This window comes from Nonomuraea glycinis, from assembly GCF_035920485.1.
GTDB classification, from domain to species: domain Bacteria; phylum Actinomycetota; class Actinomycetes; order Streptosporangiales; family Streptosporangiaceae; genus Nonomuraea; species Nonomuraea glycinis.
Genome location: NZ_CP109166.1, coordinates 5,985,826 through 6,007,606, shown reverse-complemented (window position 1 = coordinate 6,007,606; position 21,781 = coordinate 5,985,826). Strand labels below are relative to the sequence as shown.

General features: G+C 66.8%; 17 protein-coding genes. 13 read left to right on the top strand and 4 right to left on the bottom strand.

The annotated features are described in order from the left end of the window. Positions 1-1,314: a hypothetical protein gene (locus OHA68_RS28105; RefSeq protein WP_327102949.1), complete on the top strand. Its 1,314-nt coding sequence runs from the start codon at positions 1-3 to the stop codon at positions 1,312-1,314. A gap of 124 nt (positions 1,315-1,438) precedes the next feature. Here OHA68_RS28105 and OHA68_RS28100 read toward each other — a convergent pair whose 3' ends face one another. Beyond that, positions 1,439-2,539 carry a hypothetical protein gene (locus OHA68_RS28100; protein ID WP_327102948.1) on the bottom strand — a complete coding sequence of 367 codons (1,101 nt, stop codon included), beginning with the start codon at positions 2,537-2,539 and terminating at the stop codon, positions 1,439-1,441. Between the two features lie 261 nt (positions 2,540-2,800). On the opposite strand from OHA68_RS28100, the gene OHA68_RS28095 reads away from it, so the two are divergent. The 10 genes from OHA68_RS28095 (at position 2,801) to argS (ending at position 17,217) form a co-directional block, all read left to right on the top strand. Then, positions 2,801-2,947: a hypothetical protein gene (locus OHA68_RS28095; RefSeq protein ID WP_327102947.1), complete on the top strand. Its 147-nt coding sequence runs from the start codon at positions 2,801-2,803 to the stop codon at positions 2,945-2,947. An 86-nt stretch (positions 2,948-3,033) separates the two neighbouring features. Further along, positions 3,034-4,176 (top strand): SagB/ThcOx family dehydrogenase, encoded by a 1,143-nt coding sequence (locus tag OHA68_RS28090; RefSeq protein ID WP_327102946.1) that lies wholly within the window; start codon positions 3,034-3,036, stop codon positions 4,174-4,176. Beyond that, positions 4,136-5,194 carry a SagB/ThcOx family dehydrogenase gene (locus OHA68_RS28085; RefSeq protein WP_327102945.1) on the top strand — a complete coding sequence of 353 codons (1,059 nt, stop codon included), beginning with the start codon at positions 4,136-4,138 and terminating at the stop codon, positions 5,192-5,194. Before OHA68_RS28090 ends, OHA68_RS28085 begins: the two co-directional genes overlap by 41 nt. Positions 5,195-5,261: 67 nt before the next feature. Further along, positions 5,262-6,248, top strand: coding sequence for a HesA/MoeB/ThiF family protein (locus OHA68_RS28080; protein WP_327102944.1), 987 nt, complete (start codon positions 5,262-5,264; stop codon positions 6,246-6,248). Then, positions 6,238-7,212 (top strand): protein kinase domain-containing protein, encoded by a 975-nt coding sequence (locus OHA68_RS28075; protein ID WP_327102943.1) that lies wholly within the window; start codon positions 6,238-6,240, stop codon positions 7,210-7,212. The genes OHA68_RS28080 and OHA68_RS28075 overlap by 11 nt, the downstream gene beginning before the upstream one ends. After that, positions 7,209-9,032 carry an ABC transporter ATP-binding protein gene (locus OHA68_RS28070; protein WP_327102942.1) on the top strand — a complete coding sequence of 608 codons (1,824 nt, stop codon included), beginning with the start codon at positions 7,209-7,211 and terminating at the stop codon, positions 9,030-9,032. The genes OHA68_RS28075 and OHA68_RS28070 overlap by 4 nt, the downstream gene beginning before the upstream one ends. Next, entirely contained in the window at positions 9,025-10,854 is a 1,830-nt protein-coding gene (locus OHA68_RS28065) for an ATP-binding cassette domain-containing protein (protein WP_327102941.1), read from the top strand. The genes OHA68_RS28070 and OHA68_RS28065 overlap by 8 nt, the downstream gene beginning before the upstream one ends. Next, positions 10,817-12,715 (top strand): S9 family peptidase, encoded by a 1,899-nt coding sequence (locus OHA68_RS28060; protein ID WP_327102940.1) that lies wholly within the window; start codon positions 10,817-10,819, stop codon positions 12,713-12,715. Before OHA68_RS28065 ends, OHA68_RS28060 begins: the two co-directional genes overlap by 38 nt. A 338-nt stretch (positions 12,716-13,053) precedes the next feature. Then, complete coding sequence (locus OHA68_RS28055) at positions 13,054-15,447, top strand: AfsR/SARP family transcriptional regulator (protein WP_327102939.1); 2,394 nt, start codon at positions 13,054-13,056, stop codon at positions 15,445-15,447. A 9-nt stretch (positions 15,448-15,456) separates the two neighbouring features. Beyond that, on the top strand, positions 15,457-17,217 hold the full coding sequence (gene argS, locus OHA68_RS28050) for an arginine--tRNA ligase (protein WP_327102938.1): 1,761 nt from the start codon (positions 15,457-15,459) through the stop codon (positions 17,215-17,217). A 99-nt stretch (positions 17,218-17,316) separates the two neighbouring features. Here the strand turns inward: argS and OHA68_RS28045 are convergent, their stop codons facing one another. Together OHA68_RS28045 and OHA68_RS28040 are read right to left on the bottom strand one after the other, a co-directional pair. Further along, on the bottom strand, positions 17,317-18,309 hold the full coding sequence (locus OHA68_RS28045) for an AraC family transcriptional regulator (protein ID WP_327102937.1): 993 nt from the start codon (positions 18,307-18,309) through the stop codon (positions 17,317-17,319). Between the two features lie 398 nt (positions 18,310-18,707). Then, a complete protein-coding gene (locus OHA68_RS28040; protein ID WP_327102936.1) occupies positions 18,708-18,953 on the bottom strand; it encodes a hypothetical protein in 246 nt (81 codons plus the stop codon). A gap of 300 nt (positions 18,954-19,253) precedes the next feature. Between OHA68_RS28040 and OHA68_RS28035 the strand changes: the two genes are divergently transcribed. Further along, entirely contained in the window at positions 19,254-19,379 is a 126-nt protein-coding gene (locus OHA68_RS28035; protein ID WP_327102935.1) for a hypothetical protein, read from the top strand. A gap of 136 nt (positions 19,380-19,515) precedes the next feature. Here the strand turns inward: OHA68_RS28035 and OHA68_RS28030 are convergent, their stop codons facing one another. Further along, positions 19,516-21,048, bottom strand: a complete 1,533-nt coding sequence (locus tag OHA68_RS28030; protein ID WP_327102934.1) for an FAD-dependent monooxygenase — start codon at positions 21,046-21,048, stop codon at positions 19,516-19,518. Between the two features lie 101 nt (positions 21,049-21,149). Here OHA68_RS28030 and OHA68_RS28025 point away from each other — a divergent pair, with 101 nt between their 5' ends. Then, complete coding sequence (locus tag OHA68_RS28025; RefSeq protein ID WP_225277025.1) at positions 21,150-21,758, top strand: TetR/AcrR family transcriptional regulator; 609 nt, start codon at positions 21,150-21,152, stop codon at positions 21,756-21,758. Positions 21,759-21,781 lie beyond the last annotated feature (23 nt).

Here is a 21,781-nt window from a genome sequence, read left to right as displayed (position 1 = left end):
ATGTCCTGGCTTACCGGCATCGCCCGGTTGTCGGATCGGCTCTTCGCCGGTTCCGGTTCCGGCAAGATGTGCCGGGTGACCGTACCTCCCTCGCGCCGGATCGCCGGGCTGCTGGCCGTTGCGATCCTGATGGCGGGCGGATGCCGGCCGGGCGAGGCGCCCTCGTCCCCTCCGCCTCTCTCCTCCTCGGCTCCCTCCCCGAGCGCGAGCGCGACCACGGTGACGAAGGCGCTCGATCCCGTGGTCACCACTCCGGCCACGTGTCCGGAGACGTCCCGCCGTACCGGCCGGTTCCGGGTCACCCCCGCCTCAGGGAGCTGGGAGCTCCTCCACGTCGACCAGACTCCCGGCACCGTCATGGGCTCCGGCACGGCCACCTCCGGCAGCACCCTCTGGGCGTGGCGCCTGGGACCGGGGGACGCGCGCGGTCCGCGCCACTGGAACGGCCGTGGATGGGACGAGCCGGCTCCGGTCCCCGCCTCCGGCAGGCTGCTGGCGCTCGGTGCGGCCTCCGCCGACCGGGCTTGGGTGCTCGCCGGCACAGAGGACGGCCACGTCGCCCTCTTGACCTGGGACGGCCGCGCCTGGCACACCGGCCCGCCGGAACTCGCCGGGCAACCGGCGCCCGTGGTCGACGCGCAGGGCACCTGGCTCACCCTCGGCAGCGCCTCCATGCGCTGGGACGGCACGGCATGGCAGTCCGTTCCAGCGCCTTTCTACGCCCTGTCCCTGAGCGGCACCGCTGACATCCCCTGGATGATCGGCACCCCCAGTGAGGGTTCCGACAGGCGGTCGATCGCCCGGTGGACGGGCCGCGCCTGGCAGCCTGTGCAACTGCCGACGCTGCTGTCGCCGACCGACGCCGAACCGGTCCACGGCGACACCGGACGGACCGACCTGCGGGCGGTCGTACGGACCGGGCCGGAGGAATGGTGGGTGCTCGGCTCGTTCCAGTGGATGGAGCATGAGAAGACCGACTTGGAGGATGTCTTTCCGTCCCGGGCGGTGGCGATGCGCCTGCGGGGAACCACGTGGACCTGCCTGGTGGCCGCCGAGTCGAAGCCGAAGGCGTTCACGGCGGCGGCTCCCGACGGCGAGAACGGCCTTTGGGCGGCGACCGACGCCGGCACGCTCTGGCACCTGTCCTCCACCGGCCGCTGGACCAGGGAACGCCTGCCCACGGGAGAGTACGGGCCGGCGGTCGTGGAGGACCTGGTGATGCGGGATGACACAGGAGACGTCTACGCGTTGGGCGCAGTCGGCGCTCAAAGGGAGCTGACCGGCTCGCATGGCGCACTGTGGCGGCTGCGCTGAACGGCGAAGGAAGCGTGGACAGCACGATGGGCGTGCCCGTGCTGTCCACGAGACCGTTACCGGGCGCGGCGCGCGAAGGCTGTGGCGTCATCGGCGCCGGTATGACCCCCTGGCCGAGGGCCGACTACCTGAAGGCGCGGTGCAGCTGGGTCATGGTGTCGGCGACGCGGCTCTTGTCGCCGACGACCACGTAGGTCTCATAGGTGACCTTGTCTCCCTTGTCCATGGCTCCGCTGGGGCTGGTGACCTGGATGGTGTTCTCACCGAAGTGGCCGTTGTAGTCCATGGGCGGGCGGGTCATCGTGTAGTAGTAGGCCTTGTCGCCGAGAACGTCGGGCTTGACGTACATGCCGAGGCAGTAGTCGCCGTCGTCGGTACAACGGACCATGGGGTCCTTGCTCGTGTGAGACTCAACGGGCTCGGGCGACAGGCGACCGGTGGCGGGGCTGTAGGAGAAGACCTTGGTGAAGTCCGGCTGCAGGTAGGCGACGAGGACGCCGTCGAAGTGATCGTGTCGTTCGTCGTCCGAGGTGATCGTGGCGGCGGCGCGGAAGACGTTCTCCAGCTTGGGCGCGTCGTGGTCGGGGGCGAGCTCGATCGAGGTCTGCAGCCAGTACGGCGACAGGCCCATGGTGAACGGGACGCGCTCGGCCTGGTGGTCGGCGCTGCGGCAGTCGCCCCAGCCCGGTTTCGTGTCCGCGAGGGTAACGAACATCGCGGGCCTCCCCGCCGTGCGGATGGTGCTGCCGGACCTGGCCATGGTGTAGAGCGCGCTGGTGCTGGGACCGTGGTAGGGCGGCGGCTGACCCACGTCGTCCATGCGAGTACCGGCCTGCGTGGGGTTGTAGCACTCGGTCGACGCCTTACCCCGCTGCCAGGCGTGGAAGGCGTACTGGAAAGCGGCACCGTGGCCGCCGCTGGAGATGAACTCCTTGTTGTTCACCTTGACCGACGCGATCGCGCCGGCCAGCGCCGTCGACGTCGTGACCGCCAGCTTGTTGCGCTTGTCGACCAGAGCAGACGCCGTGACGTCCTGGAACGTCCGGTCGTAGTTCTTCTTCGTGGCGCATTCGGACTTGTACGTGAGCACGAAGTCGTTGTAGGCCGAGCTGCTGCGTGCCGGCGCCTCGCACGAGCTTGGCGCGGCTGTCGCTGCCGCTGGAGTGACCACAACCGTCATGACCGTGACCGCGGCCAGTACGGCCCTCTGCCGGATAGATCTCATGCGCGCATCAAACCGGCATCCGGCGACACAGCACGATCCATTCGAAAAAAAGGAAAGTGTTCCGCGTTCTACCTGGGGTCAGCACGAGACCGTGTTTCCAGGCAGGGCAGGGTGTCACGCACCACGCCTCTGGACGTCATAGGAATTCTGGACGCGGTCCGGACCATGACAAGGAGTTTGTGTCCAGAAAAGTTCCAGGCTACTTCCAGTCGGAAGATTCAGGCTCTCCGGCGTCAGCTTCATTCCATTCAGGAGGTAGATATGTCCACCAGCACGTCATCGCTCGCGGCTGAGGTCTCCGGAAAGCTCGGCGTCGGGGTCGAGTTGAACTCCGCGGACTTCGCCGTGGAGGCGCTGCCGGAGATGCCGATCGCACTCCGCCAGATGGAGGCTTCGCGCCCCGCCTAGGTCGTCCTCATCGCCCTGGAGCGGTGTGCTTCAGGGCGATGAGCCCATCCAGCCGGCCACGTCGATCACGAAACTCTGGAATCCCCATGCCTGACACTGCTGATCCCGTGCTGCGGATCGTTCCGACGGTTCGTCTGGTCCCGCCGCCGAGCATTTGGTCCACCGAACGTTGGTACGTGATGAACATCGCCGCGCGCAGGGAGATCCTGTTGGGCAGCGCCGCGGCACAGGTCCTGCTGAACTTCTTGCGTGCTGGTCCGGCCGGAGAGCGACTCGAAGAGTTGCACCGATCGGCAGGACTGGAGCCCGACGCCGGCCGGCTCATCGTCGAGCAGTTGGTGGCGGAAGGACTATTGACGCCGGATGGTGATGATTCCCGTCTTGAGGAGACCGAGCGGCGATGGCGCGACGCCGGATGGCAGGCCGCATTCGACCACCATCTACTCACTTACGATTACCCGTATTTGAACTACTCCGAGTCGGAAGCACCGGCCATCGACAAATCGATCATGGAGAAGTTCGCCGCCGAGAGCTTCGACGTGAACCGATACAAGGAATACGCGGGCTCGCTCACCGTTCCCGTCGTACAGACCGCTGAGGCTCTCGAATGCCTCACTCGGCCTTTCGACGAGGCGTGGGACCGTCGAAACGCATCCGAATCCCTGCCCGTGGCCACGTGCGACAAGCTCACGACAATGATCTCCTCGAGCTTCGGGCAGCTTCGCTCGCGCAGAATCCGGTCGAGTGTCCCGCGCGCCCCGCTCGTTCGCAAGACGAGCCCTTCGGGTGGCTCAAGACATCCGGTCGAATGCTATGTCCTCGCGCGGAAGGTCTTGGGGCTCGCGCCGGGGACCTATCACTTCGCCGTCAGAACCTCCGAGCTGGAGCGGATCGGTGATCTTCCCGGCGAGGACGAACTCAGGCCGATACTGCAAGGCCTGTGGCGTGCGCCTTTCGACCCGGCGGCCTTCGTCGTGGTGACGGGTCTATGGGAACGCAACATGTATCGCTACCGCGAGCCACGGACGTTCCGCACCGTGTTCATGGACGCCGGTCATGCCGCGGCGACCATGGAACTCTGCGGACAGGCCCTTGATCTGCCGGTCTTCTGGCAGCACGGAGTCGACGACATCGCGGTGCACGGGCTACTCGGACTGCAGAAGGAAGGATTGGACGAAGGTGTGCTCTATGCAGCGGCAGTCGGCCGAGCAGCGACAGGACTTTTCTGAACACGCCGTGAAGGTCGCGCCCCGATGGGCTCCGGGCACGGTCGTCATACCCGACGAGGCCGGTAGGGCCATCGTGCGGAGTCCGTTCGCGAATTCCGCCGCTCTCATGGGGCGGCGCGCGCTGATCTCGCTCGCGGCCGGTGAGAACGACGTCTCAGGACTGGCGATCCTGAGAGACTGCGGCCTGCTGGAGGCCGCTGCGATCGACGACGGCGCCGGCCGCGGCCTGGAGCATTGGCATGCCCGCGGCTGGTCCCACGCGCTGACCACATATCTGTGGTCACGGCGTGCGTCCTTCCATGACGACGGCGAGACCTACCGCGATCGGCAGATGGAGGCACTCGCCACCTTCCTCCGTGAAGACGGACCTCCGCCGAGCCCGCGCCGGGCGGCGATGCGGCCCATGACCTTGCCTGAGCCGGCACCGCTTCCGGAGACGCCCGTCGGCGAAGTCCTGAGGAGGCGGGTCACTTCACGTACGCTGCATCGCCGCGGGTTCGGTGACCAGCGGCTGTCCGACCTGCTGGGGCACGGCCTGGCCCGAGCGAGCCGCAATCGCGATCCGGACCCGGCAGAGCCGCAGCGGTTCCTCTTCAGTTACGGCGCGGCGTTCGACTACTACGTGGCGGTCTACGGCGTCCTCGGGATCGAGTCCGGAATCTATCTCTACGACCCGTCCACGCATGCGCTGGACGATCTCGGAACGGTACACGGCGAAGCCGAGACCCGGGCCGCGTGCAAGGACCTGCTCATCGGACAGCATCAGGTGGAGACAGCCGCCGCGACGGTGTTCGTCGTGGCTGACTTTCCGCGTTACCAATGGCGTTATCGGCATGAACGGGGCCTGCGCAATCTCTACTTCGACTCGGCGAGAGTCAGCCAGGCCCTGATCCTCGTGGCAACCGCCTTCGGCCTTCAGAACTGGCTGACCCCCGCCGTCCGTGACTCGCTCGGTGAGCGACTTTTCCAGCTGGCTCCTGTCGACCAGCAAGTACTTACGACCGTGACCGTCGCATGAAAGGCCAGATGAAGTGTTGAGGTTTCACCGGGGCTGGGGTCACTTCCGAACACCGGCAGGCGGCGAGGTGTGGTCGCTGACCACGAACGAGCGTTTCGGGGTGAAAGGCGATCCCCAGTCCGTCCAGCGGGTCTTCGAGATGCTCGACCGCGGCAATGCCCCCGGCTCTGAGCTCGAACTGCCGGGCGCCGCCCCTCTCATCGAAGAACTGCGTCGCATCGGCGCCGTCATCGATGACAAGGATCAACGGCCCGGCATCGCCGACCCCGAGGGGCTCTACGTCCATCAGAACGAGTTCTTCTCCTTGTGGGAAACACCGGAACTGTCAGGTGGCGCTCTTCAGGATGCCCTTCGCCGTTCGACAGTGCTGATCGTCGGAGTCGGAGCGTTCGGCACCTGGATTGCTCTCAACTGCGCCCGGATCGGCATAGGGACCATCGTCCTCGTCGATCCCGACACGGTAGAGGCCACGAATCTGCCTCGGCAGGTGCTCTACCGAGCCGCTGACGTCGGCCGGCTCAAGGTAGAGGTGGCCGCCGAAATGCTGGCCGTGTCCGACCCCTCCATCGAGGTCGTCACCCATGACCGTCTGATCCGCGAGGCCACCGACCTGGTGGATCTCGCCGAGAGCGCGGATCTGGTGTTCAACTCCTTCGGCTATCGGGTCGCCAACATCAGGGACGTCATCGCGGAGACCTGCGTGCGCACGTCCACCCCGTCGCTGCTGTCTGGAGGCAGCACCCTGGGGCCACTGTGCGTGCCGGGCAAAACCGCCTGCTATCAATGCCTGGTCGACGGCGACAGTGCGCTGAGCAGCACGATCGACAAGGCAGTGGCCAACCAGTGGCTACCGCCCAGGTCACCTTTCGCCCCGCTGATCGCCGCCATGTCGTCGCTCGCGGTGTGGGAGGCCACCCGTTTCCTGACCGGCTGCTCGGCTCCGTTGACCGAGAACGCGGTCTGGTCGGTGGACCTTTTCAAGTACGAGATGACGCGCATCACAGGGAACCGGCGTCCGTCATGTGGGGTCTGCGGAAGCGGAAATGATCGCTGACCTCACGGCCCGCAGGCAGGATCTCCTCGCGACCGAGCTCGACCGCGTGCGTGCGTGGCGGCCCGGAGGCTCGCTCTCCGAGCTCTTCGTGGGCATCGAACGCCGGACGCGGCGTGAGGTCGTGGTGAAGTTCCCTCGGACGGACCTGGAGGGTCCGTACTGGAGGCCGGCGTTCGCTCGCGAACGAGCCCTTACCGAGGTGTTGACCGGTAGCGGTGCCGTCGTGCCCGTTTCCGGATCCCATCACCGGCTGAAGGCCCGCTGGACCGCTGAGGCCGAGTGCCCCGCGCCCTTGGTCACTCAGCGGTTCGGCACGGACCTCAAGGCGTGGCGGGAGTGCGCCGACGGAGAGCAGATCCAGCGGGTCTGGACCGCCCTCCTCGGCGCTGTCGCCCGGCTGCACACCAGAGGCATCGTCCACCGCGATGTGCGGCCGGACAATGCTGTGACGGACGGCGAACGCGTCAGACTGATCGATCTCACCTTCGCGCGCGAACTCCACGGCCCCCCGTTGATCTCAGAAGAGCATGCTTTCTACCGTTATGCGCGCCCACTGACCTACCGCCCGTTCGCTCCGCCGGAAGCCTTCCTCGGTATGTCGAGTGCGCCGGACGCTTGGCGGCGCGCGGATGTATACGCACTCGGCGTCAGCCTCCACGTGCTGTGGACGGGACGTACTCCCGCTCAGGTAGCGGCGGACGACGAGCTGCTCGACCAGCTGACGGAGCTGTTCCTGCGGTGTGAGGACGTCGTCGCCCGGCGACGGAATTCCGAGGTGGTCCTGCGCGCCCTGGCGGAGAACCATCCGGTGCCCTCACTGGACGGTGTGCCCGGACCGGACGGAACGTTTCTTCCGAGCGGAGTGTGCGACCTTGTCCAGGCGATGTGCGCGATCGAACCGAGTCACCGCCCAGAAGCGTCAGCAGCCGTGAAAGTGCTCGGCGAGGTGGGGACGCTCTCATGAACCTCCCGCCGTGGTTCCGGGCGCGCCTGTCAAGGCCCGCCGCGTTCGCGGTGATCCTGCTGGCAGTACGATCCTCTCCGCGAGCGGTCGCCGCACTGGTCCTGTTCACCGTGCTGGCCACCGCGATGCCCCCGCTGTTCGTCCTGGCAGGGGGGTGGGTGGCGGCGGACATCACAGCCGGAACCCCGGCCACGGCCAGCTTGGCGGTTCTCGCCTGCGCGTATTTCGGTGGGCAGATCTTGACCCCGGTCAGGCAGACGCTCGCGGTCGTCCTGGCCCGCCGGGCGGAGCACGCGGTCCGAAGCGAGATGCTCGCCCTGGTCAACCGGCCGGCCGGTATCGCCCATCTGCATGACGAGCGGTTCGTCGGTTCCTTGCGAGCCGCGCAGGTCGCCTCGTCCGGCTACTTCACCGTCGGTGCGGCGGTGCGCGGCCTCGCCGAGGTGTACCCAGGGCGGCTCAGCGCTCTGGTGACCGCCGTGATCCTGGCCCACTACCTCTGGTGGGCGCCGATCGTCCTGGGCGGAAGCTGGCTTCTCTACCGTGCGGCCGTTCGGTCGGAGGTCCGGGTCACCGTGGCCGGCCGGGAATCCGGGCAACATTCGGAGTCGGTCAGCCGGGCTGACTACCTTCGCGGTCTGCTCCTGGACAGTCGGCGATCGGCGGAGCTCATCTTGATGCCCGGTGCGAGGCCCTGGCTGGTCGGCCGGTTCGAGGATCGCTGGTCGGAGGTGGCCGCGGCCAAGGCCGAACGCAATCGTCGTGCGGCGGCGCAGCTGTGGGCCGGAGCGGTGGTCGTCGGGACTCATCTGCTGGTCGCCTGGGCCGCTCTCGACCAGGCTCGACAGGGAGAGTTCGGCGCCGCGGCGGTTCTAGTCGTCCTGCAGGCGATGGCCGGCATGGAGTCGCTGGGCTGGATCGGCCCAGAGTACATGGTCGAGTACGGAGCTCCGGCGGCCGCCGAGATGAAACGGCTCCCCGCCGCGCTCGGCCGCACGCCCGACGTCCGTTCCGGCCCTCGGCCGATCCCCTCCGCTTTCCAGACGATCACTGTACGCGGGGTCGGTTTCGGCTATCGGGACACCTTGGTCCTGCAGGACGTCGATCTGAAGCTCAGCAGAGGTCGTTCGCTGGCCGTGGTCGGTCTGAACGGCGCGGGAAAGAGCACGCTCGCCAAGCTGCTGACCGGTGCACTGGATCCCACGCGAGGCGTACTGGAGATCGATGGCGTGCCGTTGACCGAGTTCGACCGCCGAGGCTGGTTGTCCCGATGCGTGGTCGCCGATCAGGACGTGATGCGCTATCCACTCTCGCTCGCGGCCAACGTCGCTCCCGGCGAACCATCACCCGACCTCGAATTGATCGGTAAGGCGCTTCGGGAGGCCGGCGCCGACGTCTTGCTGGACCGCCTTCCGGACGGACTGGACACCCTGCTGCTCCCCGAGAGCGCTCAAGGCGTCGACCTCTCCGGCGGTGAGTGGCAGCGGCTTGTCCTCGCCCGGATCCTTTACCGTCTCAGCTCGCTCGGGAACCGGTCCAGCCTGGTGATCCTGGACGAACCCACTGCGAGTCTGGACGTACGAGCCGAAGAGCGCTTCAACCAGAGGTTCAGTGAGCTCGCGATCTCGACCACGGCCGTGCTGATCAGCCACCGGCTGTCAACCGTCCGCCACGCTGACGAGATCGTCCTGCTGGACCGGGGCCGCGTCATCGAGCGGGGAACCCATGACGAGCTCATGAGCGGCACGACCCGGTACGCCCGGATGTTCCGCCGCCAGGCGGAGCGCTTCCGTGCCGCTATGGAGGATGTCGATGGCTAGCAGGTTCGCACCAGTGCTGTTGCTCTTCAGGGCGGCGTGGCAGGCATCGCCGCGCAACGTGGTGACCGTCCTTGTCTGCGATCCCCTGGGGCGGGTGGCCGAGCCTCTCGTCGCGGTCGGCGTCGGCGTGGCCGTGGCGGGAGTCGTGTCCGGGAGTCGGCCGCAGCAGATGCTCGGTGTGATGCTGTTCGTCACGGCTCTCTTGCTGATTCACGTGCTCGGCTCTTTCGGGATCAGGAGCAGGGTCCGGCTCGAAGCGGAGACCGCCCGGACGATCGACGGCTGGCTGATTCAGGCGATGCTGGGGCTGCGCACGGTCGACCTGCTTCAGGGCGGGGCGCTCCGGGAGCGCATCGACCGCATCAGGTCCAGGGAACGCGTGGACCTCACCGGATCGGCGTTCGGTGGACTGGTCCTGGTCGTCGGGGCCGTTCTCCAATTCGGCCTCACGGTGCTGCTCCTCGCGCAGGTCAGTCTCTGGCTCGTGCTCATCCCGGTCTTGTCCGTACCCGCCCTGCGCTGGAACAGCCGCGCGTTCGGTGCCGAGGACCGTGCGGACGAGACGGCCGGCCCGCTCGTCGAGCGGGCCGGCGTTCTGGCCGAGCACCTCATGTCACCAGCGGGTGGACTGGCCGCACGAGCCGGTGGGGCCGGTGCCGGGCTCGTACGCCGCGTCGAGAAGTTGTGGGACGCAGCCGACCGTTGCCGGGATCGGGGAGACCGATCGGCGTTCGGGTGGACGCTGGCAGGCACGGCGATCGTCTCCACATCGGTGGCCGCCGCTCTTGGCTGGACGGCCTGGGCCGCAGCGGCAGGCAGGCTCGGGCTCCCGGACCTGGCGATGGTGATCGCGCTCACCGGTCAACTGGGCATCGTGCTGGGAAACCTGATGCAGCAGACGACGAGGGCCCGTCGCCTCATGCGGGTCGCCCGTGACCTGGACGGTGTGCTGGGCGAACTTCGGAGACACGCCGCGGCGCCGAACTCCGGCACGAGGCAGGAGGAGCCCCCTGCGGGCAGGGAGCCGTTGGCCCTTTCCGGATTGAGCTACACCTACCCCGGGCGTGAGGTGCCCGGCATTCGCGCGGTGAGCCTGGAGATACCGTCCGGATCGGTGGTCGCTGTAGTCGGCGAGAACGGCTCGGGAAAGACCACGCTGGTCAAACTCATGGCCGGACTCCTCACCCCTGACTCCGGTGAGATTCGCAGGGGAGCGGCGATCCTCACCGCCGAATCCCGGCGGCGATGGCAGCAGAGCGTGACCGCACTCATGCAGGACTTCGGACGATATGAGCTGACCGTCCGAGAGGGTGTGGCGCTCGGTGACGTCGAGGCCACGGTTGAGCGGCCGGAGCTACTCCCGGCCGCGTGCACCCAGGCCGGCCTCGACCAGGATGTGGAGAAGCTACCGGACGGTTTGGAGACCCAGACAGGGTCCCGCTGGTCACAGGGGGTCGATCTCTCGGGCGGCCAATGGCAGAAGATCGCGCTGGCTCGCAGCTATCTGCGGCAAGACTGGCGGCTGTTCGTCATGGACGAGCCCAGTTCGGCACTCGACGTCGAGGCGGAGGCTCGTCTGTTCGACCGTTTCCGGGAGCTCACGGCACAGTGCCGTGCGGGGGGAGGAATAGCCCTGTTCGTCAGCCACCGGCTCGCCGCCACGGCGCAGGCCGACCTGATCGTGGTGCTGGACGACGGTGCCATCGCACAGGTGGGCACCCATGGGGAGCTGCGGAACTCCCCTGGGCTGTACCAGGAATTGTCAGCGATCCAGGAGAGCAACTATGACCTCAGCGACACACTCGGCTCAGCCGCGACGTGATCCGGCCGCCGCCGGTGCCTCGATCCCGCGCAGGGTGTTGTTCGGGCAGGAGACCAGAACAAGCCTGGCACTCTCACCGGATGGACGGTCGCTGGCGTGGCTGGAGCGCCAGGATGCCCACTGGCAGGTCCGGACGGCGCCCCTCGAAGATCTCACGGCGGGTCGCGATGGCACCTGGCTCACCGCCCTGCCGGGAGGCGCTCAAGATGTGAAGTGGGCGTCAGATGGCGCGCACCTGCTGGTGACACGTGACCCGTACGGGGACGAGAGGACGGTGCTGTCGGCCGTCGCCATCCGTACGACCGCAATGCACGATCTGACGCCGCCGGGAGTCTCCGCGCAACTCCTGGCCGTCTCCAGGCAACGACCGGAGGCCCTGCTCGCCAGCGTTGGTGGCCGGATCGAGCGCCGCGAGATCAGCACCGGGGCAAGGCTGTCCGTGCGGCCGAACCCGGGCTTCTTCCGATGGATCATCGACCACGCGTCCCTGGAAGCGGAGGGCGGTCTCCGCATGCGCGCGGACGGCGGCATCGACGTGTGCGCCCGGGTGGGGGACGCCTGGCCGGTGGTCTTCTCCGTCGGTCACGAGGACGCCGCCGCGACGAGCCTCGCCCGTTCGTCGCAGGGCGGTCGCTACTTCTATCTTCTGACGTCAGCGGGCGCGGAGACGGCCCGGCTGGTCCGATTGGACACGCGTACCGGAGAGATCGTCGAGACTCTCGCCGAGGCCTCGGACGCGGACGTCTGCTCGGTCTGGTTCGACCCGGTCACGGGACGGCCCAGGGCGGCGGCGTTCTCCCGCGTGCGCAAGCAGACCGTGCTCCTGCACGAAGACGTCGGCCTGGATGCGCACCGGCTGTGCCCTGATCAGGACGCCGAACTCACCTTCCTGGGGAGCAGCGATGACGACCGGCTCTGGCTGGGCGCCGTGAGCAGGGCCGACGAATCCCCCGAGTACCGGATCCTCGACCGGGTGACCGGAAGCATCGTCCATCGCATCCCACAGCGCCCGGAACTCGCCGAGTTCGATCTGGCGACGCCGGAGCCGATCGAGTTCTCCTCCCGTGACGGCCTGTCCCTACATGGCTACGTGACATTCCCGCCGGCCGTCGCGCGGGAGAGGCTGCCCACGGTACTTCTCGTGCATGGCGGGCCATGGGAGAGGGACACCTGGCGATACGACGGGCTGGTCCAACTGCTGGCCGACCGCGGGTACCTCTGCTTACAGGTCAACTTCCGCGGATCGACCGGCTACGGAAAGCGATTCCTCAACGCGGGTGACCGGGAGTGGGCCGGCCTCATGCACCAGGACCTGGTCGACGCTGTCGGTCACGTCACAGCACAAGGCTGGGCGGACCCCGGCAACATCGCGATCATGGGCGCTTCGTACGGTGGCTATGCCGCCCTGGTCGGCGCGGCGTTCACGCCCGACCTGTTCCGATGCGCTGTCGACCTGTGCGGGCCCGCGAACCTCGCCACGATGATCTCGTCGATCCCCGCACACTGGACGGCCGCACGGACGTTGATGACGAAGAGGGTCGGGGATCCTGTGACCGAACCCGAGTTCTGCTGGGAACGTTCGCCGCTCTCCAGGATCGACGACATCAAGATTCCGCTGCTCATCGCCCACGGCGGGAAGGACATTCGAGTCCGGCGCGAGGAGAGCGAGGCGATCGCGTCCGCTCTCAGAGAGCGGGGCGTTCCGCATCGGTACTTGCTCTATCCGGAGGAAGGGCACTTCTTCAGATCCCGGGCCAACTGGATGCACCTGCTCACCTGTATAGAGGAATTCCTCGCCGAACACCTTGGCGGGGCCGCCGAGGAACAAGGGCCCGAGAGCGACGGCGCCCTGATCTCCTAGCTGAGCGACGCCTTCGCCGCCCCCGGTCCGCACGCGGGCGTTCAGGCTCAGAGAGCGTGTTGTCCGAAGCACGAATATCGTGCGACGCCATGTGGATAGCCGCTGGTCGTGTCCGCCTCCTACGCTCCATGCCTAATCGCGCCGGCGCGATCGAGCGAACAGGGTCCGGACACCTTCCGGGTGGCCTCTGTATGCCGAAAAGCGTCTCAGCGCCGACTCGTCGGTTTCCAACTGCAGGGAGCAGCATGCACGCCACCATTCTCACCCTGGTAACGATTGATGCCCTTGGCGTCTTCACCGCGCCGCCGAATGCCGCCGCCTGAGACGGGGTCCGTCGCATGGGGGTACGTTTTCAGGTTCTGGGTCCGCTAAGAGCGTGGCGCGAGGAGTGCGAACTCGCCCTGGGGTCGCCCAAGCAGCGGGTGGTGTTGGGGGCGCTGTTACTGAACCCGTGCGGGCGGGTCAGCACGAGTGAGATCTCCTCTCTTCTCTGGGGGGAGTCCCCGCCACCGACGGCGGTCAACACGATTCAGACGTACGTCAAGAGACTCCGTGGCCTGCTGCAGCCGGAGCGGGTCTCGGGAACCGCTGCCGACAGCATGCTCAAGAGGGTGCACGGCGGCTATTCGCTGATCCTGGACGAGGACAGCCTCGACCTGCTTCGGTTCCGTTTCCTGTTGTCCACGGCGAAGCATGAAGGATCAGAAACAGTGCCCGCGGAGGCGCTCACCATGTTTCATGGGCTTCCGCTGGAGGACCTGAGCGCCTTTCCGAGGACGGATGCGAATCTCGCGGCCGTCGAGCAGGAACTGATCACGGCAATGGTCGTCGCGGCCCGAGCACCCGGCCGCCATGATCGCGCCGAGTTGATCAGAGGCCTCGAGGGCCTGGCTCGCCACTACCCCTTGAGTGAACCGCTCCACGCCGCTTTGATGCGCGTGTACAACCACGCGGGCAGGCAAGCCGAAGCGCTGATGGTCTTCGATCAGATCCGGCGCAGGCTCGGCGAGGAACTCGGCGCCGATCCTGGTGAAGAGCTTCGTCGCGTGAACATGGAGGCTCTCACGCAGCGTCCGGTCGTGGCATCCCCTGGGCCGCGCTGGCGAGGGCGAAGAGGCGCGGACGGCCCCCTGATCGGGCGTGCGGACGATCTGAGGGAGGTCACCGAACTCGTGCGAAAGCGTCGGCTCGTGACGCTCACCGGCCCAGGTGGGGTTGGAAAAACGAGATTGGCCCTCGAGGTGGCCGCCAGGGCTCAGGAGGCGCATCGCGACGGTGTCGCGGTCATCGAACTCGGCGCTCTGTCGTCGAGGCACGCCACGGGGGACGACCGCACCGCGCGACTCGATGCCGTGACGGACGCCATTCGGTTGAGGCTCGGGCTGTTGGACGATCCTGATGTTCGCGCAGCGGATCTCATCACCGCGCTGCAAGGCGAACACCTGCTGATCGTGCTCGACAACGCGGAGCATGTGGCGAGTGTCATCGCGTTCTGGACCGACGAGGTGCTCCGATCATGCGACGGGGTTCGGTTCATCATCACGTCGCGTCGATCTCTCGGGCTCCCCGGCGAAACGGTGTGGGAGGTCTCCCCGCTTTCGCTGCCCTCTGCGGGAACACCCGAATCAGAGCTGTGCGGATACGGAGCGGTGGACCTCTTTCTCACCCGTGCAGGTGAACTCTGCCCGCTGCTGGACCTCTCGGACGATCTCGGCGATGTGGTCGAGGTGTGCCGCAAGCTCGACGGACTGCCCCTCGCCATCGAATTGGCCGCGGCCAGGCTGCGGTCGATACCGATCGCGGCATTGCGTACGCGTCTCGGACACCCCGGCGCATTGGGCGAACGCTTGGCGCCCGGACTGCCCCATCAACAGGCCCTCGGTACGACCATCCGCTGGAGTCTCGATCTCCTCAGCGAAACGGACATGCTGGTCCTGCGGCAGTTGTCCGCGTTCTCAGGAAGCTTCACCCTCGAGGCGGCCGAACAGCTCAGCGCCCACGGCCCTGTCATGAGCGGGCAGGTAGCCCTTTCTCTGGCCAATTTGGTCGACAACTCACTGGTCCAACCCGTCCGCGGTCATGACTATCGGTATCGGATCCTCATCCCGATCCGTGACTTCTGCCGCGCGGAACTGGGCGCCGCCGAACACAGGGTGACAAGGGATCGGCATCTCGCCTACTTCTCGGACCTCGCGAAGTCGGTAGGGGAACACGCTGACGCCTCGGTCCTGCAGCTCGAGCTCACCGAGATACTCGCCGCACTTGAGTGGGGATTTCGTACGGGAACGTCTGAGGCTTTGAGCCTTACAGATGTCAGCAGCAAGGAGGGTGAGCGGCGCAGGGCGGACATCTTGATCGGCCTGGCGGCCGTCGCCGACGCGCTTCTCGAGAGCGACGCGGTGCAGGCGCAGGCGATCGTGCCCCTGGAAGAGGCGAAAACGCTCTGCGACGGTCGCATGGATGACGCCCGGCTCGCCGCCGCTCAGGCCCTTCGTGCCGCGATTACTCGTAAGGACATGGCGACGGCGCTTCTAGCCCTTCACATTGTCGCGGCGATCGCTGTTCAGGAGCACGACCCCGGAGCCCGTGACATTGTCGTGAGCGTCGCGTCGTGTCGAACTCGCGCCGGATATTCGCCCTGGCACTTCACCTTCCACGATTGTTCGTCGTGGAATAGTGACGAGGGCTTGCGCGGGCATTCCGCAGGCCCGCACAGTCCGGAAATTCGTTGAAAGGAAGACATGGCCCCGGTTGTTCCGCTCACCACCCAGATCACATCACGGTTACTCTCCGCGATGGGCCGGGCTCTTCCCGCCGAACACGCGAGGGCCGATCCGCAGGTGCGCCGCTCCGACCGGGCGGACCTGCAGGCCAACGGGCTGCTCGCGGTCGCCAAGAAGCTGCGTTCCCAGCCACGTGAAGTCGCGGAGAAGGTCGTCGCGTCCCTTGAAGGAGCCGGTCTCATCGCCTCCTGCGAGGTGTCGGGGCCGGGCTTCCTCAATCTGAGGCTGACCGACTCCGCGCTGCTGGGACAGGTCGAAGCCCGGCTCGCCGACGATCGCCTGGGGATCCCCCGCTCGCTCGACGGCACGACCGTCATCGACTACTCGCAGCCCAACATCGCCAAAGAGATGCATGTCGGCCATCTGAGGTCGACCATCATCGGTGACTCGATCGCGCGGATCCTGGGCTTCCTGGGTGAGGACGTGGTCCGGCAGAACCATCTGGGCGACTGGGGAACCCAGTTCGGCATGCTCATCCAATATCTCACTGAGTTCGGCGGGGAATGGCGGCAGGAGAAAAGTTCGGCCGCGGGCTCCCTGTCACGTCTCAACCAGCTCTACAAGGACTCCCGGGGCATGTTCGACTCCGACGAGGAATTCGCCGAACGGGCCCGCAACCGGGTCGTCGCGCTCCAGGCCGGAGACGCCGAGACGCTTCGGTCCTGGGAAGAGATCGTCGCCGAGTCCAAACTGTACTTCAACGAGGTGTACGACAAGCTCGGCGTGCTGCTCACCGATGAGGACGCGGTCGGGGAGAGCTTCTACAACTCTTTCCTCGCCGAGGTCGCGAACGAGCTGGAGAAGTCGGGCGTCGCCGTGATCAGTGACGGTGCCCTCTGCGTCTTCTTCGACGACATCGTGGGCCAGAACGGCGAGCCGCTGCCGCTCATCATCCGCAAGCGAGACGGCGGGTTCGGATACGCCGCCACAGACTTGGCCGCCATCCGCTACCGCGTCAGCGCCCTCGCCGCGCATCGGATCCTCTACATTGTCGATGCCCGCCAGGCATTGCACTTCCGTATGGTCTTCGAAACCGCCAAACGCATCGGCTGGCTGAACGACGAGGTCGACGCGGTCCACCTCGCCTTCGGCACCGTTCTCGGCAAGGATGGCAAGCCCTTCAAAACGCGTTCGGGGGAAACCGTCCGGCTCATCTCACTGCTGGACGAGGCCGTTGACCGGTCGCGGCTCGTGGTGAAGGAGAAGAGCCGCGACCTCGCGGCCGGCGGGCTGGAGAGCAGTGCTGCGGTCGTCGGCATCGGCGCGGTCAAATACGCGGACCTGGCCACCAGCAGGGCGAAGGACTACGTCTTCGACGTGGACCGCATGGTCTCGTTGACCGGGAACACCGGTGTCTACCTTCAGTACGCGCACGCCAGGACCCGTTCGATCCTGCGGAAGGCGGGACCCGACCTCTCGGCGCGGGCACGCGTGCACCTGGAGGTCGGACTCGAACCCGCGGAACGCGCGCTGACGCTCAAGCTCGATGACTTCGATCTGATGCTGAACGAGGTCGCTCACGCGTACGAGCCGCATCGGCTCTGCGGCTATCTCTTCGAACTCTCCCAGGCCTTCACGTCCTTCTTCGAGACCTGCCCTGTGCTGAAGGCGCAAAGCCCCGAGATCAGGGACAACCGCCTCATGCTCTGCCGACTCACGGGTGACACGCTCAGGATCGGCCTCGACCTCCTCGGACTCGCCGCACCCGACCGGCTCTAGTGCGTGGGAAGATCCGCCGTTGGAAGCCCATGCGGGCGTCATAGATCGGCGGATGTCATCATCGGCAGGCGCACCGCTCAGGTGGAGCGGCTGCCACGCTTACCGGTCTCCTTGGCGGGTGCTGGACGGCGGCCGGCCGTAGGTCTGCCGGTACCGGGCCGCGAAACGGCCGAGATGGGTAAATCCCCACCGGAGGGCCACATCCGTGACGGTGGCCTGACTACCCGTCTCGGCGATACGGACCAGATCGGCGTGGGCGTGAGCGAGCCGTACGGAACGGAGATAGGCCATCGGGGTGGTCTGCAGGTGCTCGCGGAAGCCCAGTTGCAGGGTGCGGACGCTGACCCTGGCCGCGGCGGCGATGTCGCCGAGACTGATCGGTTCGCCGGCGTGATCCTCGCAATAGCGGGTCGCACGCCGAAGAGCGGCAGGAGTCCACGCGGCGGAGGGCTCGCCGAGTTCGTGGGAGTAATTGTGGGGCTGGGAGGAGAGCAAGGTGTGCAGCAAGAACTGCTCCAAGTGATGCTCGGCCAGCTTCGAGGCCGCGAAGGGCAGCGTCCCGCCCATACCGACTGACGCCAGCATTCTCAGCGCGTAACCGAGCGCGCCGGTGGCAACCACCCCCGGTTCGAACCGCAGTCTCTCCTTGGGAGGATCACCCAGGTACGTCTCAAGCGCTTCCTGCAGGAGTTCCGACGGAATCTGCATCAGCATCACTTCATGATCGAGACTCCACCGCATGTCTATCTTCTGCTGGGGACCTATGAGGGAGATCGGTGCGTTGACGTCGTCCCGCCCGTTGAGCGTCACCTCGCCGACCCCTCGCAACGGCATGATCACGTAGAAGTTGAACGACTCCGACGTTCCGGTATGAATTTCTGCCCCATATGACGCGGTGTATAAAGCGATCTTTCCTCTGTGAAGAAGCTGGTGTCGCGCACCGCGCGGATGCGGTTTGACAATCCGAAGGTAGTAAGATGGATATTGCTGCCCCAGTAGTTCTCGCAACTGATCGACATCTGCGGTGACAGCCAGGTGTTTTATCGATGGGACTGAGGCACGCCCCGATTCCCGCACATTCATATCTTTCATCGCGCTGATTTCCCCTACACACTCTGCCGACTGCCACGCCCCCGCGAGCAGTCGCGCCTGGTACTCGGCATGGAGGCTGCGTCGACCTGATCGTCGATCAGGGAACCGAGTTCGGCAGCATGGTGACGTGGGTTCCGGAATGCGCATGCCCACGTCATCTCCGCGGCGGAAGGACCCTGGACTCTTCCTCCCGCGGACAGCAGGCTAAGCGATGGATCGCGATACTGTACATCTGAATCCAGACATTTCTAATTACTTCTAAATAAATCACGCCTTGATGGGATTGTTGATAAATTGCCGACGTCGCCGCGAGGTAGTGGCCCGTGGACACCATGGGGTCCACGCCGGCGATCAGGGGTCGCCCGGACTCGACCATGAGCAGGTGTCGGAACCGGTCGTCATGGTGGACGAGCCAGCAGACCTTGTTCATCGCGTACGTACTCACCCAGCCCGTCGTCCGCCGAGTCGATCGACTCCCTGATCGTCCGTCCGATATCGAAGCACCGTCGCGCCGACGGCACCGGCGGCAAGAGACCGTCGGGGCGATCACACGGCCCGACCGTCTCCTCCGCAACACCGATCCCGAAGGTCGGAACCTCGGCGAAGTAATGGTTCAGATGATCGGAACTGACGATGAGGAGCACATCAGCGGCAGTACGCCGAAGGCTCCGGCCAACTCACCCATCGGCAACCGATCTCCTCGTGGGTAAGGGCTGCTTCATCACAGGCTCATGCCCGGAGTGTCCTCCGGCCGGCACCGAGGATGACGAGCAGCGACAATCCGGTGACGACGCCGGCGATGAGGAACCCGAGCGCGAAGTCCGATCCGGCCGGGACACCCGACACGGGGTCGACTCCGGCGGTGAGGAACCGCCTCCTACGCGCCGGCGGCGAGGCTCAGCGTGCCGAGAGCGGCAACGGCAAGGATTGGCGTCACCCAGGACGTGCAACGGCAAAGATCAGATCGGGTCGCCGCCATCGAGCACTACCGCAACAGCCATCCGGTCGCCATCCCTGACACCGGCTCGTTGTCCGGCGACCGGCTCGCCACGATCTCCTCATGGGCTTGAAGCCCTGGAACCCTCACGTATCCACTCGATCGTCAACGACCTCTTCATGCCGCTGGTCCAGTGGCAAAGCGGACAGCGCGAGCCCGACACCGGCGGTGCTCGCGGCCCAACCGCAGCAGCGGCGGCTCGTGCCGATTCAGGTGGTGGAGATCGTCCTCAAGTAGTCGGCCACCGCGTCGCCTGACCGGGTTCGTACGGCCACATAGCCGTCGGGGCGGACGAGGACGAGGGTGCCTCTGCCGGCGCCGTAGTGCTTGCTCGGCGGGCCTGGCTCCAACTGGTAGACGCGGATGCCGTCGCCGCAGAGTGCGTCCAGGCGCTCGGCCAGACCTGGCACCGTCGCGCCGAACTGGAGCAGCGTGAAGTGGGGGCCTCGGAAGAGGTCGAACAGCCGCGACGGCTCGCCGGTCACCGGGTGCCGGCACGGCGCGTCGGGTGCCCGATCGCCGGGACGGACCTTGCCCTTGTCGCCGACCGACAGCTCGGAGTCGCGGTACTTCACGTTGAGCTGGGAGGTCCTGCTGACGATCGCCTTGGTCACCGCGGGGCTGCGCATCAGCGGCAGGATGATCCGGTCCCGGAGGAAGGTCATCAGAGGCTTGGCGGAGAACAGCGCGGTCATACTGGCGCCGCTGGCCTTGAGCACGGATTCGGCCACCGGGCGGCGCTCCCGCTCGTAGGTGTCGAGCAGGCTGTCGGAGGCTTGGCCGCGTACCGCGAGGGCCAGCTTCCAGCCCAGGTTGTAGGCGTCCTGGATGCCGGTGTTCATGCCGAGGCCGCCCGCGATCGGGTGGACGTGGGCGGCGTCTCCGGCGATGAAGACGCGGCCGGCTCGGTAGTGGTCGGCGAGCCGTACCTTGTAGCTGAAGCGCGACCGCCAGGTGGCGTTGTGCAGGCGCACGTCCGTCCGGCCGGTGCGCTGCTCGAACAGGCGCTGGAAGAGCTCGAGCGAGGGCTCCTCCCCGGCGCCCTCCTCGCCGGGGCGTACGGTGAGGCCGAACTGCCACGACCGCGTACCGGGCAGCAGTGCGAGGCCCACGGAGGACTCATCGGCCGCGTACCAGACATAGGAGCCGTCGCGGGGCAAGCCGTCCACCTCCACGTCGCCGAGCAGGTAGTGCTCGGTCTCCGACACCAGACCGGGGAAGGCGATCCCGGCGGCCTCGCGCACGGCGCTGCTGCCGCCGTCGCAGCCGACGAGGTAGGAGGCGTGGATCTCCTCACCCGTGGCGAGTCGCGCGACGACCTCGCTGTCGGACTGCTTGAGGTCGGTCAGGTGCAGGCCGCGCTCCACCTGACCGCCCAACTCGGTCAGGCGGGCGCGGAGTATTTCCTCGGTGCGCCACTGCGGCAGCAGGACGAGCGTCGGGTACGGCACATCCGGCCGCGCGTGGACCCCGGCCAGGAGGTGCAGCTCCGCGATGAACCGGCGGTCCATGTAGATCCGCGCCGGCATCTCGGACGTCCCCGCGTCCAGGAAGTCCTGGACCACGCCGAGGTCGTCGAACACCTCCAGGCTGCGCGGCTGTATGCCCTTACCCCGAGACTGGCGGTGGAATTCGGGAGATTTGTCGATCACTCGGAAGGTGACGCCGCGCCGGGCCAGCTCGCAAGCCAGCGTCAGCCCGGTCGGTCCGCCTCCGACGATGAGCACCTCTACGTCGGTCATGCCTTCCCCCCATTCAGGACGGAACGTATCCGTTCCGTTTGAAGGATAGGCGTCCATCGAGCCGGGACGCAACCGTTCCGTCTCAGGGTACTATCGCCGATATGGCTGAGATCAACTCGCGTGGCCGTGGCGCCGCCGTGCTGCGCCAGACGGTCACCGACACCATCGTCGCGGCGGCGGTCGCCGAGCTGGCGGAGACGGGTTACGCCGGCATGTCGATGGGCGCGGTGGCCCGGCGGGCCGGTACGGGAAAGGCCGCGCTCTACCGGCGGTGGCCCTCGAAAGAGGCGATGGTGGTCGACCTCATCGAGGTCATCGCGTCCCGGCAGGTCCCGGCGGGCGGGGCCGGTGACCTGAGCAGCGACGTACGAGCCTACGTCCGAGCGGTGGCGGATACGCTGTCGGATCCCGTGGTCATGCGCATCGTGCTCGATCTGACCGCCGAGGCCGCTCGCAATCCCGGACTTTCCACTGCCTTCGACACCGCGATCCGGCAGCCGCGCAGGCTCGCGTGCGAGCGGTTTCTGCGGAGCGCGGTGGAGCGTGGCCAGTTGCCCGCCGACCTGAGCCTTGACCTGGCCCTCGACCTCCTGGTCGGGCTCACGCAGTGGCGTGTGCTCAACACCGGCCGGACCGTCGACGACTCCTACGTCGAGGCGACGAGCAAGCTGATCATCCAGGCGCTTCCGCTCTGCCTGGACGCCGGCTGATCGATCATGAGGCGGCTTCGGTG

What these genes read in the sequence shown, in the direction of transcription:
- OHA68_RS28105 (WP_327102949.1), top strand. Translation starts at nt 1, where the DNA reads ATGTCCTGGCTTACCGGCATCGCCCGGTTGTCGGATCGGCTCTTCGCC.
- OHA68_RS28100 (WP_327102948.1), bottom strand. Translation starts at nt 2,539, where the DNA reads ATGAGATCTATCCGGCAGAGGGCCGTACTGGCCGCGGTCACGGTCATG.
- OHA68_RS28095 (WP_327102947.1), top strand. Translation starts at nt 2,801, where the DNA reads ATGTCCACCAGCACGTCATCGCTCGCGGCTGAGGTCTCCGGAAAGCTC.
- OHA68_RS28090 (WP_327102946.1), top strand. Translation starts at nt 3,034, where the DNA reads ATGCCTGACACTGCTGATCCCGTGCTGCGGATCGTTCCGACGGTTCGT.
- OHA68_RS28085 (WP_327102945.1), top strand. Translation starts at nt 4,136, where the DNA reads ATGCAGCGGCAGTCGGCCGAGCAGCGACAGGACTTTTCTGAACACGCC.
- OHA68_RS28075 (WP_327102943.1), top strand. Translation starts at nt 6,238, where the DNA reads ATGATCGCTGACCTCACGGCCCGCAGGCAGGATCTCCTCGCGACCGAG.
- OHA68_RS28070 (WP_327102942.1), top strand. Translation starts at nt 7,209, where the DNA reads ATGAACCTCCCGCCGTGGTTCCGGGCGCGCCTGTCAAGGCCCGCCGCG.
- OHA68_RS28065 (WP_327102941.1), top strand. Translation starts at nt 9,025, where the DNA reads ATGGCTAGCAGGTTCGCACCAGTGCTGTTGCTCTTCAGGGCGGCGTGG.
- OHA68_RS28060 (WP_327102940.1), top strand. Translation starts at nt 10,817, where the DNA reads ATGACCTCAGCGACACACTCGGCTCAGCCGCGACGTGATCCGGCCGCC.
- OHA68_RS28055 (WP_327102939.1), top strand. Translation starts at nt 13,054, where the DNA reads ATGGGGGTACGTTTTCAGGTTCTGGGTCCGCTAAGAGCGTGGCGCGAG.
- argS (WP_327102938.1), top strand. Translation starts at nt 15,457, where the DNA reads ATGGCCCCGGTTGTTCCGCTCACCACCCAGATCACATCACGGTTACTC.
- OHA68_RS28045 (WP_327102937.1), bottom strand. Translation starts at nt 18,309, where the DNA reads ATGAAAGATATGAATGTGCGGGAATCGGGGCGTGCCTCAGTCCCATCG.
- OHA68_RS28030 (WP_327102934.1), bottom strand. Translation starts at nt 21,048, where the DNA reads ATGACCGACGTAGAGGTGCTCATCGTCGGAGGCGGACCGACCGGGCTG.
- OHA68_RS28025 (WP_225277025.1), top strand. Translation starts at nt 21,150, where the DNA reads ATGGCTGAGATCAACTCGCGTGGCCGTGGCGCCGCCGTGCTGCGCCAG.